The sequence below is a fragment of the Flavobacterium sharifuzzamanii genome, assembly GCF_003254585.1.
Lineage (GTDB): Bacteria > Bacteroidota > Bacteroidia > Flavobacteriales > Flavobacteriaceae > Flavobacterium > Flavobacterium sharifuzzamanii.
In genome coordinates this window covers 459,081-476,495 of record NZ_QJGZ01000040.1, presented here as the reverse complement: position 1 = coordinate 476,495, position 17,415 = coordinate 459,081, and the positions used below count along the sequence as shown (strand labels likewise).

Here is a 17,415-nt window from a genome sequence, read left to right as displayed (position 1 = left end):
ACATTGTAAACACTACATTTGCAACAAATCCATTATCTCTATATTAACAATAATTTAAGTTTGTGGAAATTGAAGAAGAGAAGTATTGAGGAAAATATCCGACTAATCATAAAAAAAAAGAGGCCAGCAACTATGAGCTGACCTCTACACATTTTTAAGTTTTACTAACTAAATAAAGCCTTTTTTAAGCCCAAGGCAGCTTGTTCAGATGAAAATTTAACCGCATCAATATGATCTAATGGGTTTAACAAACCATAATCATGGATAAATCCGTTAAAGGTTTGAATTGTTGTAGGAACACCAGCCTCATCTAACTTACGGGCATAAGCTAATCCTTCATCAAAAAGAATATCATTCTCGGCTAATTGTACTAATGCAGGTGGCAATCCTTTCAATTTTTCAATTGAAGCACTGAACGGGGTAGCATAGTATTCTTTTCTTTGCCCTAAATCTGTAGTATAGTTATCCCACATCCATTTCATTAAGCTTGCTGTTAAGAATCTGCCTTCAGCATATTTTTGCCAAGATTCACGTGTAAAATCAGCATCTGTTACTGGCCATAAAAGTAATTGGAATTTTATTTCAGGGCCACCTTTATCTTTTGCCATAAGACAAAGTACAGCAGTCATATTTCCGCCAACGCTGTTTCCGGCGGCCGCCATATTTTTACCATCTACTCCTATCTGGTCTCCATTTTCTGAAACCCATTTTGTAGCCGCATAAATTTGATTAATAGCGGTTGGATATTTAGCTTCAGGCGATGGTGTATAGTCTGTAAAAACTGCTGCTGCCCCACTATTTACGACTAAGTCCCTTACCAATCTCCTGTGGGTAGGATAATCCCCTAATATCCATCCACCACCATGTGTAAACATAAATACTGGTAGTTTTTCAGAAACTGCATCGGCAGGTTTTACAATATGAATATTTACTGTATAACCATCTTGTGTAATTTCTCTTTCGGATTCAACAATATCTGAATAATCAAATTCTACTGACTTTTGAGCATCTATCAGTACTTGTCTTGCGTCTTGAGGCGTCATTGTTTCCAATGGTCTGCCACCACTGTTATTTAGAGCATTTAAAAAATCTCTAATTTGTAAGAGGATTTGAGGGTCTTTTTCTGCTGGAATTGGTTGTGCCATAATAGTAAATTTTAATGATTAATATTTTTAAACAAAGTGCTCTAAGTAATTTTTATTCTTGACTTAGATTTTGATAAAACTTATCACTAACAAATTTCCTGATAAATTGGCAAGATTGTGTAACTGAATCAAATAAGTGTGTAACCAAATCTCTGGTTGAAATATATATTTGAAAATTAATTTCTTATATATACTTCTTCAAAAGGAACTCTGTATCTTTCTCCCCAGATGCCTTCATTTTCTTTTCTAATTCCACATGAAACTACCATATTAATTTCGGCACTTTGAGGCAATTTTAAAATGCCCTTTAAAACTTTACTGTCAAAACCTTCTAAAGGGCAGGTATCATACCCTTCATTAGCCATTGCAATCATAAAAGTTTGAGCTGCCAAAGCACATGATTTATGAACAACTACTCTCATATCATTCTCAGATACTTCTCTTGTAATAGTCCTGAATAATCCAATAATCTTTGTTAAAATTATCCTGAAAATTCCAAGTAGCCCAAAAAAACGCGAATAGAGTAAAGGCATTATTTTACCATAGTATAATTCACGATCCTTAATTCTTTTCTCTTGACGTTCTTGCGGGCTATTCCGGCGAATATTCCCTTTTTCAAAATCTAAAACAAATTTCGCTCTCTTTCGAAATAAATCTCTTCTGGTTACAAAAATTACAATTTGTGAAGCTGTTGAAGTTGCAGTTTGGTCTAGACAAGCCTTAGATACTTGTTTTAATAATTCTGGTTTTGTTATATGATGAAACTCCCATAATTGCATATTGGAACTATTTGGAGCCAAAGTTGCCAATTCTAAGCATTCTTTTACCTTTTCTTCATCAATAGGTTTTTCTTTATCATAAACCCGAACGGAACGTCTAAAATTTAATATTTCAGTTAAATTCATCGTTATTTTAAATAGCATTAATTAAATGATTGTCTGAACTCTAAAGGCGAAACAGAGGTTCTGTTTTTAAACAAGCGGTGAAAAGACTGAGGGTGTTCAAAACCTAAATGATAAGCAATTTCAGAAACTGACAAAGAAGTGGTAGAGAGCAGTTCTTTTGATTTTTCGATAATTCTATTCTGAATATGCTGCTGGGTTGTTTGTCCTGTGTGAACTCTTAACATATCGCTTAAATAATTAGGACTTAGGTGTAATTCGTTAGCAACATATTGAACCGTAGGAATGCCATCTTTCTCCAATTTGTCATTTTTGAAATAACTATCAAGTACATTTTCCAATTTACTAAGTAAATCGTTATTGGCTTTTTTTCTTGTCAAAAACTGACGGTTGTAAAAACGATTGCAATACTTCAGAAGCAAATCGATATTAGACACTAATAAATCCTGAGTAAATGAATCCATGTTGGCATCAATCTCACTACTGATATTTTCAATTATGTCCATTATCGATTTTTCTTCCTTTTCAGATAGAAATAAAGCTTCACTGGTTGAATATGAAAAGTAGCCATAGTCTCTAACTACGGCAGCCAAGTTGTATCCCTGCAAAAAATCGGGATGTATTACCGCAACAAATCCTTTAACACCATTAAGAAGAACATCTTCAAACTGTAATACTTGATGCGGAGCTATAAAGTACATTATTCCCTCATCAAAATCATAATATTGCTGGCCATATTTACATTTGCCTCCTGCACACTCTTTTTTAAGAGCAACCACATAAAAATCAGTTGTTATGGTGCTTAAAATTGTTTCAGGCTCCAACTTTACGTCATCAAAATTAAATACACTGATCAACGGATTAGAAGGGCTTTTTAATCCTAAAAATTGATGTAATGCACTTATTGATGAAACTTTTGAAGGAGTTTTCATTTGTTGAAATTCTGACTTATACATCACTAAGTTACAATTTTTTATTTTAATAATTTTTCATTCTTAATTTGTTCGATGCCTTGTTTGTATGTTGTCACCTGAAATTCAGGAAAACGCTTTTTAAACTTTGAATCGTCGAATAAATTATCATATTTATATCTTGGAAGTAATTCCTGCAATTCTTTCACTCTTTCATTAAATCTTGCGCCAATTTTAAAAACAAATTTTGGTACAACTGAATATTGCAATTTTTTTCCATAAATTTTTGATGCCAGATTGATAAACTGATTATAATTTAACATGTTATCATCAATCGGCAAATGCCAAGTTTGACCGAAAGCATCAGGTGTATTACCAATTAAAGCTGTTGCCCTACTTGCATCTGGCGTCCAAATTAAACTTCTCAATTTATCATCTCTCAAAGGCACCTTCAATTTTTTATTTTCCTTTATACTATTAAAAATCAAAGTATTGGTTACACTCTGTGTTTTACCAGGTCCATAAAATTCTGGTGCACGACAAATAACCGCTTCGAGTTCACCTGATTCTATTTCTTTCAAAACCATTTCAGCCATTTCTCTTCTTACTTTTCCTTTTCTTCCAACTGGATCGAAAAGGGTTTCTTCAGTGAGCAAACGACCATCCTGTGGGTACATATAAGTATTGTCAAAAAAAACCAATTTTGTTCCGTTGATTTTACAGGCATCAATGACATTTCGTAGAATGAGAGGAAATTGTTTTTCCCATAAGGCAGAACTAATAGGAAGCCCTAAAGTAAAATAAGCAATCTCACTTCCTTTTACAGCTTCAATAGCACTTTTTTTATTAGATAAATCAGCAGAAAATACTATATCTGTATCATTAACTTTCTTTGCTTCTCTGCTTACGATTCTTATCTCTGAAGTATAATTTCTCTTCAATTCTCTTGCTAATTCTTCGCCAATTTGACCGTTGGCTCCTAATATTACTTGCATTTTTTTAGTTTTAAATTCTACTACAAAGTTCAGTATTATCATAGTGATAGACGTAACTCTGTTATGGGTTGTTGTAACATTATCTCTGTTACATTACCCTTTTTAGCCACTTCATTTTTTTATCTGAATAAGGCGGATATTTCCAATCGGGCTCGCCCCAAGTTGTTTTCTCTATTACTGATTTTTGATGTGAGAATGTCAAAAATCCGAATTCACCGTGATAATGACCAATCCCGGAATTTCCAACTCCGCCAAAAGGAAGATAATCACTTGTAATCTGCATCAACGTATCATTGATGCAACCACCACCAAAGGAAACTCTGTTTAGTAGTTTATCTTTCTCATCATCATTATTTGTAAAAAGATAGGCTGCCAAAGGTTTTTCTCCATTAATGATTTTTTCAAGAGCTTCATCATAATTTTTAAAGGAAACCACTGGCAAAACCGGACCAAAAATTTCTTCCTGCATGACAGCATCATTATACGTTACATTGGTCAGGACTGTGGGCTCAATGTAAAGCATTTCTTCATTATGTTTCCCTCCACAAAATATTTTACCAGGAGTAATCAGACTTAATATTCTGTCATAATTTCTTTTATTGATTATACTTGTATAGTGCTCTGCACCATCTATATATCCAGTTTCTTCAATTTTATCTTTTAACAATTGCAAAAATTTGTCTTTGACGGATTCTTCAACCAGTAAATAATCAGGTGCTATACAAGTTTGACCACCGTTTAAAAATTTACCCCAAACGATACGTTTTGCGGCCACTTCTAAATTGGCTGTCTTTGTTACAATAGCAGGCGATTTACCTCCTAATTCTAACGTTACGGGGACCAAGTTTTTCGCTGCTGCTTCATACACAATCTGCCCTACTTTTGGACTTCCTGTAAAGAAAATTTTGTTCCACCGCAATTTCAATAACTCGGTTGTTTCCGGTATGCCGCCTTCAGCAACATACAAATAATTGGAAGGGAAATTAGTATTGATTAATTCCGCCAAAAGGCGCATTGTATTTTCGGGTAATTCACTTGGTTTTACAACACAAGTATTTCCGGCTGCAATGGATGTAATCAAAGGAACTAAAGTCAATTGATAAGGATAGTTCCACGCCCCAATTACCAAAGTTACGCCCAAAGGGTCTGCATAAATATGACTGCTTCCGGGTTGTAAACTGAGAGCCGTTTTTACTTTTTTGGGTCTAGCAAGCTTATCTAAATTTTTCAAAAAAAAGTTGATTTCTTTATGAACTAAATTAAGTTCAGTTAAAAAAGTATCGAAAGTACCTTTGCGAAAATCTTTGTAAATCGCATCGTATAGTTGTTGTTCGTTTCCTTTCAAAATATCTTTCAACTTTAGTAAAGTTTCCTTTCTAAACGCCACATCTTTTGTTTGATGAGTGTTGAAGAACTCCTTCTGCGATTGAAATATTTTAGCGAATTCCATTTCCTTAATTTTTAAAAATGAGTTGAATTATTTATTGTTTTCAGTCACTAATTCAGGTGTGTATAAAGCTGCTTGAAATTCCGGTTGGTAATCATAGCGAACTAATTTTTTAAGTTCCAATGATTTGATAAAGGCTGATAACGGACCATCTGAAAGATTAAATTGAATATCTTCAGCCTTTTTGCTTGTTGCTTTTTTTATTGCTCTTACATCACTGTAACCGTGTGTTAACTGGCCTTTTGTATTAAGATTGATAAAATTCGAACGGTTAATTTCAGGTATTGAATTGGTAACCTCTAATTTTTTACCTGTCATTGAAAAATCTAAATTCCCTTTTTCATCGTAATAAGTGAAAGTTACATTGCTTCCATCAGTATTATAATCAATTGGGATTAACCATTTTGGTAAATTATATCCAACTTTTCCACGAACTCTTGCTAATTCGGTATTAACAGGCAATTTCAACACATAACCCCATAGACTTTTGTCATTTACTTCACCCATTAAAGAAATCAGTCCCCAATTACTTTTATTTGGTTTAGTGGTTACAATAGAGATAGAGAGTTCATTGTATGAATCATTATCACAAAAATGGTAAGCATAGGAAGTAATAGCGATCAATCCTCTACCGGGTGTATAAGAAATCGGTTTGACCAATTCGTTTACTTCCGTAGGAAGCAGTTCTTTTATTTTGCTCATATCTGCTGTATAAATAGCTGTAATACTACTATTGCTATAATAGAAGTTTGGCGAATATGTGATAAAGCCAACATCCTTTTTTTCTTTATGAAGGGTTTTGAACCAGCTTAAATCTATATCAGGTCGTTCCTGTGCTACTACTGAAAGGAGGGAATTGGAATGGAATCTGTCAAACATACCGCCTTTTAAAACAGATAGTTTATGACCCGCCAATTCAATAATGGTATCGTTTTTAGCTATTGAATCGTTATTTATTGCTTTCAGATTTGAATTTGCAGATGCAGTGTTAATGACGGCATTGCTTAGAAAGAAGCCGGGAGTAAAAAGTAGAATTACACCAAGGACAACTACAAAAAATATGATTTTTATCTTTTTCACTGTGTTATAGTTTTATTTAGTTTCTGAGTTTGTTTTAATTTTTTCAAGTTCTTCCATTACTACTTTTGCCATTTCTTTAGAGCTAAAAGGATTTTGACCAGTAATTAAATTACCGTCAACAACTACTTTTGAAGTCATAGGAATGAAAGCTTTTCTATAATCGGAGTTTCTTTCCTTTAATGCTGCTTCAAGATTAAATGGAACTTTCTTTTTTCGTCCGGCAAGACTTTCTTCAAACCAATTAAATCCAGTTATCTTTTTGTCTTTTATCAAATAGTCGCCATTGGAAAGTTTAACATTCAACAATCCGCCTACACCGTGACAAATCGCAGCCACTTTTTTATTGTTCTCAAAATGATCTTTAATGATTTTTTGTAGAATAGTATCATTTGGAAAATCATACATAGTCCCATGTCCACCTGCTAAATAAACACAATCAAATTCTTGTTTTGATACTTCTATTAAACTTTTGGTGTGCTTTAATTCTTCTCTAAATTGAATATTATTCCAATATCCTTTAGATACTTTATCCAAAACTAAAGGTCTTAAACTTTCAGGATCAATCGGTGTATCTCCACCGTTTGGACTTGCTATGGTAATTTCAAACCCTTGCTCTTTAGCTTTATCATAGATATGGGTAAGTTCACTGAGCCATAGACCAGTTGGCAATTGGCCATCGTCATACATATTAATCCCAGTAACAATAATTAATAATTTCAATGTGTTCATAATATCTCTTTTTGATGATACAAAGTTCCGTCTTAAATGCAAAGCAGAAGTAACCTAATCAACTGAAGTTATAACATAATCTCTGTTGTTGAAATTTTAATTGTAAAAAACGAGTCCGAAAGTAATTTGCTTGTAATATGAGGAACATTGATATTTGGATATGCAAACAAAAATTGAATGAAAAGAAATAAATCAATTTTTAACCCCAATCGAGCGACAATTAATGAGTTAAATTAAATATTTTTATTTGTACAGAAAACTAACAAATCAAATGTCTAACAAAATTTCATTCTGATTATATTAAAGCACAATGTTAACTCTAATATCCTCACCAAATTTTGATTGGAATAATCTGCACATTATTTTATAATTTTACTAAAAAAATAACTTGTTTTCTTTAGTCAATACTAAATTTTATTTTCAAGAATTTTATAAAAATTATTACAACTTAAATAAATTTAAATGTCCCTCTGTTTTAACATTTTTTAACTTTTAACCTCTACAGGACATACAAACCACTCTTGATTTAAAAAACAAAAAAATATCTTACAAATTTACTTGAAAATAGGCTAATTTCTTTAAATCTTGGATAAAATGGTTTGAAATTTGTATCGTAGGGGTCACTCTTAAAAAAACGTTAAAACATCAGTTTTAGCGTTTTTTTTATACTTTTTCACATAATTTAATCCACTTTAACTCATAATGTGAATGGTTTGTAAATCCAATTAAGTTAACTCTACAGTATACAAACTATCTTTAAAACACTGTAAACATTGGTATTACAAAAAATCATTACCTTCATCTTAACATTAATTTAAGTTTATGGAAATTGAAGAAATCGCCAATGCACGTCCGGGATCAGGATGATCAGCGGCTTCGGACATAGACGGAGCCATGGGAGGCTTTGGTAAGGGCTATGACTGTTGAATTGGCATCTGGTTATCGATGGTGGTATTATCCATACAAAATCAGTTTACCTTCCTTCTTATTGGCTTATATTACTTTCCCGAAATCCAATGCATATCCTGCATGTATTTACTTCCAAATTTTATAATATTACGATAAAAGCCTAATATCTAAAAGATATCAGGCTTTACTTCAAAAAACAAATACTTAAATTAAGTAATTAAAAACTTAAACAAAATTCGAAAAACTTACAGTATTTAATAAAATTCAGATTTTAAAAAAATATAAGACCCTCATAAGCGATATTAAACTTATTATTGTTAACAACACTAACTGCAAGAATTTTGGTTTAGACAACTCATATTCCATTTAAATTTCATAAAAGTTAAATTTTAATTTTTAACATCATTTTTTTAATTCTGGAAAACGAAATTTCAGGATTAGCTCCAGGAGATTCAGCCACTAATGCACCAACTGCACAAGCAAAATCAATTGAATACTGAGGGGCTTTTCCACTTAATAATGAAGCTATCAAAGCCGCCAGAAATGAATCTCCTGCACCTACCGTGTCGGCAACCTCGACAGGATATCCCCCATTTTCATAAAGTCGGCCTTCCCACATCAGCAAAGCTCCGTGTTTGCCTCTTGTTACACACATTCCCTTTACTTTGCTTCTTTCAGCTATAAAATTCATATTTTCTTCCAGATTTGTAAAAGGTGAGCCCATGGCCGCAGTAATTTCTAACAATTCCTCATCATTAAACTTTATAAAATCAGCCGATTGCATAAGCTGGTTCAGGATTTCATACGTATAATGTGGTTTTCTTAAATTCACATCAAAAACCTTATAGACTTTCTTTTGCAGCATTTCTTCCAATGCCAGCCTTGAAACGTCATCACGGCAAACTAAACTGCCATAAATTAAAACATCAGCATTAGCAACTGAATTTCTCGCCAGATCATTCAATTCAATCTTATCCCAAGCAGACGGATAACTGATTTCATAAGTTGCCGATCCACGCTCATTTAAGGCAACATTGACCAAACCAGTCGGAAAATCTTCTGAAACTACGATTGTATCGGTTTCAAGCCCCAGTTTTTTCACCTGATCTTTTATTGCTTTTCCGTCTTCATCATTTCCTACACAGCTTATCATGGCCACTTCGCAACCCAGCGTTTTCATGCGCAGGGCAACATTCAATGGTGCTCCGCCAATCTTTTTTTCATTAGCAAAAACATCCCAAAGTACCTCTCCGTATGCCACCGCCTTAAGGTTTTTTCCGTTATTCATTCTAAAATATTTTATTATTGTTCTTATTCAGGCTGGGTTATATGAAGATTCGAGATTGTGCTCGTTTGTCCTTCAGCAATTAAACCCCATTTATTTTTGTCTCTTCCGTAAACGCGATTTGTGAGCGCCGCTTTTCCGTTTATGCAAACTACGACAACACTTCCTTCAGTAATTATTTCAACGTCATATTTTACATTCGTCTGAAATACAAATGGTAAACGGGTTACTTCCTGCGAAGCCGAATTATAACCGCTTATTTTACTATTAGCAATATCCAAAACCACTTTATAGTAACTTCCTGTATCATTGGTATGAAAAACAAATCCAGTTGTTCCACTAGCTTTCGCTAAAGTAACTTCGGCTTTTATTTTGACTTTCTTTCCAACGCTTTTAAAAGTAACCATTGCTTTTTCTGTTTCTCCCGATAAAGAATAAGTTCCATTATTGGCTGTTGCATTAGATGAAATTGCATCTACTTCTGCAGTAGTATTCTTTTTCGAAAATAAATCCTTAACCGATTTCGGCGACTGAGTTCCTAAAGTTCCATCTGAATTCTGAATCAATTCATGGATAACCATATTCCCTGCCCAATCTTTATTTCCTAAATCATTATCAGGCGTTTTTCTGGCATTCCATCCAAAAACATATCTTTTATTTCCGTCAGAAGCCGTTTTTCCTGCGTAAAAGTATTCTCCATCAATTCTGTCATTTTCCGGTTTTGTCCATGGACCAGTTATTGATGATGAAATTCTGTAATGCGTTCCTTTATTGCCACTCCAATTCTCAGAAAAAATTAAATACCAATTGCTTCCCATTTTGAAAATATCCGCACATTCCATCATCAGATAATTATCTTCAGGCGTTGTGGTATAAATTGGAGCTTGAACATCCCATTTTCCTGATCCAGGATCAGCGCTTGTAAAATGTAACAAAACGGCTTTTCTTTCAGGTTCTGTTTGTGTACTTACTAACATTGAATATTTTTTCAATTCATCATTATAAAACACATGCGGATCTCTGAAATCATAGTTGTAATATCCCGCCGGAGCTATAATTTTAAAAGATGGAACCTTTGTCCATTTTTTCAAATCGCTGCTGGTTGCACATAACACACTTTCTCTTGCATTCGATTGTACAAAAGCCGGAGTTTCATTGTGCCCTGTGTAATAGAAATAATAAAGATTGCCCACTTTGACAACTGATCCTGTGCCAATACCAAAATCAGGTTCAAGCGTTGTACCATATGGAATGGTTTGACCTTCATAAGTAAAATGTGCCAAATCTGTACTTTGATATTCATGAATATCATGAAATCCTTTTCCAGCAGGTTTATTCTGTGCATCATGCAGAAAATAAATATGAAATTTTCCGTTATCGAAAAAAGGCATAATATCTCCTGTATAACCCGCACTGTAATATGGGTCGTTTGCGCCCATCCATTGCGCGGGCGGAACAGGAAAAACACTTGTTATTTCAGAATTGCCTCCTGAAATCGAACCTCCAATATACGTTTCATCCTGACTGCATGAAGCCAGTGAAAAGAAAACGAAGGCGATTGTTATTATATTTCTATATTTCATTTTATTAAATTCAAAGTGATTTATTTTGCCGCTAGATAATTGATACTGTTTTGCGTCAATAGTCTGATGTTTGTTATAAACTCATTGGCCTGACTTGGCACTCCGCTGCTATTGGTTTCGTTGTACCAATCGTAAGCTCCCATAGAAATTACAATTACATTTTTATTCGTACTTGTATTTGGAAATTCTGCAATGGTAACTCTTCCGTTCAGTTCATTATCCCAAGCTTCACTTGCCAGATTGGTTCCTCCTGTTTGGTTTCTCCAACCTTCTCCATTATTGTAGCCTCCCCATTCCGGTAAAAACCACCACGCTGTATGATTTAATCTGAAAGTTCCGCTTTGTAATAAATTGGCTTTTCCAGCTTCAAAAGTGGTTAAACCCTGAAAGATTGGATGACCTTCATGACCAACGAATGACATTCCCCATGAATTTCCGTCTACAAATCCATTTGGAGGAAAATCGCCAAAAACATTATTCGGTCCTTTTCCTGACGGAACAATTCCTAAAGCATCAACATATTGCGAAGCAAAAGAAGTCAAAAGCAAGTTTCCTCCATTTGTTCTGAAATTTTTAAGTGCGTTTGTAACCGCAGGATTATAAGCCACAGAAGGCAAGTTTGCAGCCGAATCAAAGTGCCACCAAATGACGTCGATATCACTTAAATCTGCACCGTTTTGTATACTTTCGAAAGAAATATATTTAGCTCCCGGGAAATTATCAAATAACCAGTTTGATGCTGTAACTTCATCCATATTTGTGATTCCTGATCTTGTAGCCGCAGTTCCTAAAAATGCAACTGTTAATCCTGTAACCGGAACTCCAACATTTGAAGTGTAATTAACGCTTTTTCCATTCGATGTTATTACAAAAGTGACTGCATTTGTAAAATCAATTGTTGCGCCCGAAGCAGGTGAAATTGTAACACCCGTTGTAACTTCGATTACTGGCTTAAGCGCTCTTAAATCAGTATCTTCAGGCAAAGTCATATTAATCGTTTTATTAATATCGTTTACAGTAGCTGCAACACCATTTATCTTAAAACTCTTAATCGGACTCAAAACGGTTGTTGTTACAGTATAATCTTTATATAAATTGCCATTAACCACTCTGAATTTTACCGGATTTGTAAAATTCATTGCTGAATTTAATTCCGGATTGGAAGTAGCTCCTTCTTCAAAAACAACTTCCGGTTTTATCGCTGTTATGTCAGATCCGTAAGGCATTACAACAGTAATTTTTCCTGTCTCCTGATCAATGCTTCCTGAAACTCCATTTAGTTTGAATGAAAGTACATTTGAAGGCGAACTCACATCAAATCCGCCAGTTTCAAAACTGTTCTCGCAGGCAGTAACCATAAAAATCATTGCCAATACTATAGACACTTTGGTCCAATATTTATTTAAAGCTTTTTTCATATTGCTGATTTTTTAAAGATTAATAGCCTGGATTTTGTTTGTACAATCCCTGGCTGAAATTAATTTGCTTCAACGGAATTGGGCAATACTCTTCTTTATGCGCATCAAAAAAAGCATCCTGATAATACGTACGTTTTGTTTTTTCTTTTGCATAAAAGTCATTCATCACCTGATCTGTAATTCCCCAGCGAACAAGGTCAAAAAATCGGCTTCCTTCCATAGCCAATTCTAAACGACGTTCCCAACGTAAAGCTTTGCGGGCAAAATCCTGTGTCCAGTTGCAATTGCCTCCATCTACATAGGTATTGATTTTGAAGTTTTTCACGTAAGGCAGTCTTCCTGTACTTTGTGCTGCCCTTTCTCTGATTTGATTAATTAACGGCAAAGCTTCAGATTGTCTTCCTAATTCAATCAAAGCTTCGGCACGCATTAAAATCACATCAGCATAACGAATCTGAATTCTGTTTTTTGAATTTCCGTAAAACGGATCAATATTTACAACACAACTGCAATTTGGGGCAACATTTTCCTTTAAAGAAGCAAAATAGCCATAGGTTCCCGGAGATCTTACCCAAGCTTCAACATACAGAAATTCAGGGTCATATTTATAAGGCAGACCTGGCATCGCAACTGTATGATACAATCTCGGATCAACAGTATTGGCGTCTATATTTTTATAATCAAAATCTTCGTTATTGTAAGTATCAAATTCAGGCAGACCGTTTGCACCGGTTTTAAAAGCATTAACTAAATTCTGACTTGGCTTATGAAAATCACAACAGCCTAAACCTTGTGGCGTTGAAAGAACGTCTGAGAAATTCAATCTTCCGTAAAGCGTTCCATCGTTATCAGAGAACTGAATTGAGAAAATAGATTCCGGTCCATTTTCGTAAGTTCCCGGCAGGAAGTTGTTTGCAAAATCAGGTTCTAAAGAAGCTTTTCCGATTACATTATCTGTTGCCGCAATTACTTCCTGCAGATGCTGCTGGTTTATACCTGTAACTTTGAATGTTTCATCCTGTGTGTACGCCTGGTACAATCTTGTTTTTGCCAAATAAGCATAAGCTGCTTTTTTAGTGGCACGCCCCACCTGTGGCTGTGTATCTGGCAAATTATCGGCTGCAGCCTGAAAATCTTCAGCAATTTTATTCCAAAGTTCTTCATTTGAAAGTGCTTTGTTTGAAATCGTTTTATAATCTTCTACCGGAACATCTTCTGTGATATAAGGTACATTTCTAAACATGATTTTCAGCATAAAATAAAAATGCCCTCTCAAGAAACGCATTTCAGCCATTCTCGTTTTCTTCAACGGATAATCTGCTTCTGAGATTTGTTCCAAAGCTTTCAACGCTTTATTGGCTCTTGAAATACCAACATAACTGATATACCAGAAACTATCCAATTCTCCAAAATCCGGACGGATATTATTTGAGACTTCAAAAAAGTGAAAATCCTGAATATCGTTTGTACCGCTTCCTCCTTTATAAGCATCATCTGAACGAACATTACCAAAAGGCCACAAACTGTACGGAGAATCGTAATGATCATTTCCTAACTGTGCATACGCTGCATTCATAAATCCTTCAACCGACTGAGGCGTAACAATATCTTCTTCTGACAACACACCACGCGGATCATTTTCTAAAAAATCGGAACAGGAAGCCAAGAAACCCATCACTGCAAATCCTGCGATATATAATATTTTTTTCATTTTTTTAATCTTTTGTTATAAAGTAAAATTAAGACCAGCAGTAAAAGTTGTCGGCTGAGGATATCCAAAACCAGCATTTTCCGGATCAACTCCTGTGAAGCTTTTAGCATCAATAATCAACAAATTCTGTCCGCTGATGTAAAGTCTAAAACTTTCCATATTCAATTTCTTCAGTAATTCTTTAGGAAAACTATATCCAAACTGCAAAACTCTAAGTTTAAGATAATTTCCATTTTCTACGTAATAAGTTGAAAATCTAGACTCTGCATTTCTATCAACAGTTGTCAGCGCAGGGATTGTAGAATTTGGATTGTCTAAAGACCATGCATTCAGCAGACGTGTTCCTTTGTTTGATCCCACATCATCTACGCTCCAGAAATCAGTCTGATATTTAGTATTATTGATAACATCCACGTCGCTTGCACCTTCCCAGAAAGTGGTGAAATCAAAGTTTTTATAAGACAAGTTTAAATTAATTCCGTACAACAATCCCGGATTTGGATTTCCGATCCACGTGCGGTCTTTATCCGTAATTGTTCCGTCGCCATTTAAGTCTTTGTAACGAATTCTACCAAGTCCTTTTCCTTCCTGAATTGCCGAGTTGTCCACTTGATCCTGACTTGTAAACAATCCATCAGTAACATATCCGTACATTGAATTGATTGGTCGCCCTAAAATATTATCATCCAGTCCGTTTCCTCCATAATTGTTTTTTACTTCATCCGGCAGTTTTGTGATTTTATTTTTGTTTGCTGAAATATTTCCTGAAATATCATATTTCAATCCAAATGAAGTTTCGTCATGATACCCCAAAGAAAATTCCCAACCTTTATTTTCCATAGAAGCTCCGTTTACCCAACGGTTTCCACCTTCTCCTATAACTCCTAAATACGGTGGCAATACCAAAATATCATCTGTTTTTTTGATATAATAATCTACAGAACCGCTTAGTTTTTGCTTGAATAAACCAAAGTCCAAACCAACGTTGGTCTGTGTTGTAGTTTCCCATTTCAAATCATCATTTCCTGACTGTGTTGCGATAAAACCAGACGGAAGCAATCCGTTTCCGTTTCCTGCAATATCGTAAGCCGTTCCAAAAGAAGTTGCCCAAGTTGGGCTTCCGCCTGCGTAACTTGCCAGATATAACGAGTAAACCGCTGTATTACTAATTTCCTGATTACCCGTTTGTCCCCATCCTGCTCTTAATTTTAAATCAGAAATAGCAGTTATTTTATCTTTTATGAAATTCTCATTACTGATTCTCCATCCTGCAGAAACTGCTGGAAATGTCCCAAACTGATTGTTTTTTCCAAAACGGGAAGAACCGTCACGGCGAATAGTAGCTGAAACTAGATAACGATTGTCAAACTCGTAATCTGCTTTTCCAAAATACGAAAGCAAAGAATATACGGTCGAAGTTCCGCTTGTAAAAGATTCTCCTGTTCCTGCATCCGGATACATATAATCCGGCGTTTCGATCAAAAAGTCATTTTTACGCAACGTGTTTGTATCATAAGTGTCTTTATACATCTCCGTTCCCGCCATTAAATTCAGATTGCTTTTTCCAAAGTTTAAACTATAAATCGCAGTATTAGTCCAAGTCCATTTGTCGCTGATAGACTGATCGATTGTAACAGACGTCTGGTCGTTTTGCAGATAACCTGATTTGTAGCTTCTTTGCAGCGTACGTTTTTTGTAAAAACCATAATCCATTCCGAAACTGGTTTTGATGTGCAGGTTTTTAATGATTTCCAAATCCGCGTAAGCGTTACCAAAAAGGCGCAAATAATCGTATTTGTTATCTTTATTATATTCTAAAAGTCGAACCGGATTTTGTCTGTCGTTCATTCCCCCAACAGGTCCTCCCCAACCTATTCCGTCTACAGTATGCACCGGAATAATCGGCAAAGCTCTAAGTGCAGGATCTAAAACGCCCGGATCAGTAACTTCGTTTGTACGGTTTAAACTGAAATTTTCGCCAATGACTAATTTTCCGTCAAAGTACTTGTATGAACTGTTCATTCTGGCAGAAATTCTTTCGAAATCTGTGGTTTTTACCACCCCTTCATTTCCGTAATATCCTAAAGAGAAAACATAATTCCCTTTCTCAGAAGCATTTGAAACAGACAAATCATAGGAATTGGCAACTCCTGTCTGGGAAATCGCATCATACCAATCGGTATTTGAAGATTTTAGCGTTTGCTGAGCATCTAAATATTCCGGAACCAAAACTTTGTTCAACTGCGGTTTATTGTTGTTTACTGACCAGTCAAATTGGTAACGCAGATTATTATTATTCGGATTCAATCCGTCGTTGATATTCGCCTGCCAAAGTGCCTGCCCAAACTGGTTTGCATTTAGGACATCCAACTTTCTAGAATAATCAGAAAAGGAAGCATAGGTGCTGAAATTGATTCTCATTTTGCCTTCTTTTCCTTTTTTGGTTGTAATGATAATGACACCGTTTGAAGCTCTGGAACCATAAATACTGGCAGAAGAAGCATCTTTCAAAACCTGAATGGTTTCGATATCATTCGGATTCAGTTCATGCATTCCGGATTTTGTCGGCATTCCGTCAATAACGTAAAGCGGGTCTGTGTTGTTCAAAGTTCCAACACCGCGAATGACCACTTTTGTATTTCCACCGCTTGGCGAACCATCAGACGATACTTTTACTCCGGCAATTCTTCCCTGCAAAGCTTTTATTGGGTTTGGTTCCGGCTGTTTCATGACTTCCTTCATATTCACAACGGCAACCGCTCCTGTAATATCCGTTTTCTTTTGTTTCGAATATCCCGTTACGACAACTTCATTCAATTGATTGTTGTCTACTTTCAGCATTATATTGATTATTTTTTGCCCTTTAACTGAAATCGATTGTGGTGCGTATCCTATAAAGGAAACGACAAGTACAGCATCTGAATTTATATTTCCGAAGGAAAAATTGCCGTCAAAATCGGTGACTGTACTGGTATTTGTACCTGAAATAAGTACGGTTGCTCCTGGAAGCGGCATTCCGTCATCTGCCGAAAATACCGTTCCCTTTACTCCATTTTCCTGAGCTGTCATCATCAGCACCGGAAAGAAGAAAAACAGAAAATAAATAATTTTACTTTTCATGAGGTTAGTGGTTTTAGTTAGTTTAAATTTACTTGGTTAATTACATGATTATCTATTTCGCTTGCGATAAGCAACCGATAATTTTCAGGACAAAGCATAAAAGGTCAGAAAGGAAAATCTTTCGAGTATTTACAAGCTTTAGCTGTGGATTTTTTTAAGAAGAAAAAATAATTCTGCTAT

Annotated in this window: 12 protein-coding genes; all 12 read right to left on the bottom strand. The window is 35.1% G+C overall.

The genetic code is table 11. The annotated features are described in order from the left end of the window. Positions 1-164 precede the first annotated feature (164 nt). Positions 165-1,145, bottom strand: a complete 981-nt coding sequence (locus DMA14_RS16920) for an alpha/beta hydrolase (RefSeq protein ID WP_111425761.1) — start codon at positions 1,143-1,145, stop codon at positions 165-167. A gap of 176 nt (positions 1,146-1,321) precedes the next feature. Then, the gene (locus tag DMA14_RS16915) at positions 1,322-2,050 is read right to left on the bottom strand and encodes a nitroreductase family protein (RefSeq protein ID WP_017497227.1); all 729 of its coding nucleotides are present in this window, start codon (positions 2,048-2,050) and stop codon (positions 1,322-1,324) included. A 17-nt stretch (positions 2,051-2,067) separates the two neighbouring features. After that, positions 2,068-2,979: a helix-turn-helix domain-containing protein gene (locus DMA14_RS16910; protein ID WP_203418317.1), complete on the bottom strand. Its 912-nt coding sequence runs from the start codon at positions 2,977-2,979 to the stop codon at positions 2,068-2,070. A 41-nt stretch (positions 2,980-3,020) separates the two neighbouring features. Continuing rightward, positions 3,021-3,953, bottom strand: coding sequence for an NAD-dependent epimerase/dehydratase family protein (locus DMA14_RS16905; RefSeq protein ID WP_111425759.1), 933 nt, complete (start codon positions 3,951-3,953; stop codon positions 3,021-3,023). Between the two features lie 88 nt (positions 3,954-4,041). Next, a complete protein-coding gene (locus DMA14_RS16900) occupies positions 4,042-5,403 on the bottom strand; it encodes an aldehyde dehydrogenase (protein WP_111425758.1) in 1,362 nt (453 codons plus the stop codon). A 27-nt stretch (positions 5,404-5,430) separates the two neighbouring features. Further along, positions 5,431-6,480, bottom strand: coding sequence for an acetoacetate decarboxylase (ADC) (locus DMA14_RS16895; RefSeq protein WP_111425757.1), 1,050 nt, complete (start codon positions 6,478-6,480; stop codon positions 5,431-5,433). A 12-nt stretch (positions 6,481-6,492) separates the two neighbouring features. Next, positions 6,493-7,209 carry a type 1 glutamine amidotransferase domain-containing protein gene (locus tag DMA14_RS16890; RefSeq protein WP_111425756.1) on the bottom strand — a complete coding sequence of 239 codons (717 nt, stop codon included), beginning with the start codon at positions 7,207-7,209 and terminating at the stop codon, positions 6,493-6,495. A gap of 1,291 nt (positions 7,210-8,500) precedes the next feature. After that, positions 8,501-9,406, bottom strand: coding sequence for a carbohydrate kinase family protein (locus DMA14_RS16885; RefSeq protein ID WP_111425755.1), 906 nt, complete (start codon positions 9,404-9,406; stop codon positions 8,501-8,503). 23 nt (positions 9,407-9,429) lie between these two features. After that, positions 9,430-10,986, bottom strand: a complete 1,557-nt coding sequence (locus DMA14_RS16880) for a glycoside hydrolase family 32 protein (protein WP_111425754.1) — start codon at positions 10,984-10,986, stop codon at positions 9,430-9,432. Positions 10,987-11,006: 20 nt separating this feature from the next. Next, positions 11,007-12,404: a DUF4960 domain-containing protein gene (locus DMA14_RS16875; protein WP_111425753.1), complete on the bottom strand. Its 1,398-nt coding sequence runs from the start codon at positions 12,402-12,404 to the stop codon at positions 11,007-11,009. Positions 12,405-12,423: 19 nt separating this feature from the next. Further along, positions 12,424-14,115, bottom strand: a complete 1,692-nt coding sequence (locus DMA14_RS16870; protein ID WP_111425752.1) for a RagB/SusD family nutrient uptake outer membrane protein — start codon at positions 14,113-14,115, stop codon at positions 12,424-12,426. Between the two features lie 15 nt (positions 14,116-14,130). Next, the gene (locus DMA14_RS16865; RefSeq protein ID WP_111425751.1) at positions 14,131-17,235 is read right to left on the bottom strand and encodes a SusC/RagA family TonB-linked outer membrane protein; all 3,105 of its coding nucleotides are present in this window, start codon (positions 17,233-17,235) and stop codon (positions 14,131-14,133) included. Positions 17,236-17,415: the final 180 nt, after the last annotated feature.

Coding starts and splice junctions, on each gene's coding strand:
- DMA14_RS16920 (WP_111425761.1), bottom strand. CDS start 1,145: ATGGCACAACCAATTCCAGCAGAAAAAGACCCTCAAATCCTCTTACAA.
- DMA14_RS16915 (WP_017497227.1), bottom strand. CDS start 2,050: ATGAATTTAACTGAAATATTAAATTTTAGACGTTCCGTTCGGGTTTAT.
- DMA14_RS16910 (WP_203418317.1), bottom strand. CDS start 2,979: ATGAAAACTCCTTCAAAAGTTTCATCAATAAGTGCATTACATCAATTT.
- DMA14_RS16905 (WP_111425759.1), bottom strand. CDS start 3,953: ATGCAAGTAATATTAGGAGCCAACGGTCAAATTGGCGAAGAATTAGCA.
- DMA14_RS16900 (WP_111425758.1), bottom strand. CDS start 5,403: ATGGAATTCGCTAAAATATTTCAATCGCAGAAGGAGTTCTTCAACACT.
- DMA14_RS16890 (WP_111425756.1), bottom strand. CDS start 7,209: ATGAACACATTGAAATTATTAATTATTGTTACTGGGATTAATATGTAT.
- DMA14_RS16885 (WP_111425755.1), bottom strand. CDS start 9,406: ATGAATAACGGAAAAAACCTTAAGGCGGTGGCATACGGAGAGGTACTT.
- DMA14_RS16880 (WP_111425754.1), bottom strand. CDS start 10,986: ATGAAATATAGAAATATAATAACAATCGCCTTCGTTTTCTTTTCACTG.
- DMA14_RS16875 (WP_111425753.1), bottom strand. CDS start 12,404: ATGAAAAAAGCTTTAAATAAATATTGGACCAAAGTGTCTATAGTATTG.
- DMA14_RS16870 (WP_111425752.1), bottom strand. CDS start 14,115: ATGAAAAAAATATTATATATCGCAGGATTTGCAGTGATGGGTTTCTTG.
- DMA14_RS16865 (WP_111425751.1), bottom strand. CDS start 17,235: ATGAAAAGTAAAATTATTTATTTTCTGTTTTTCTTCTTTCCGGTGCTG.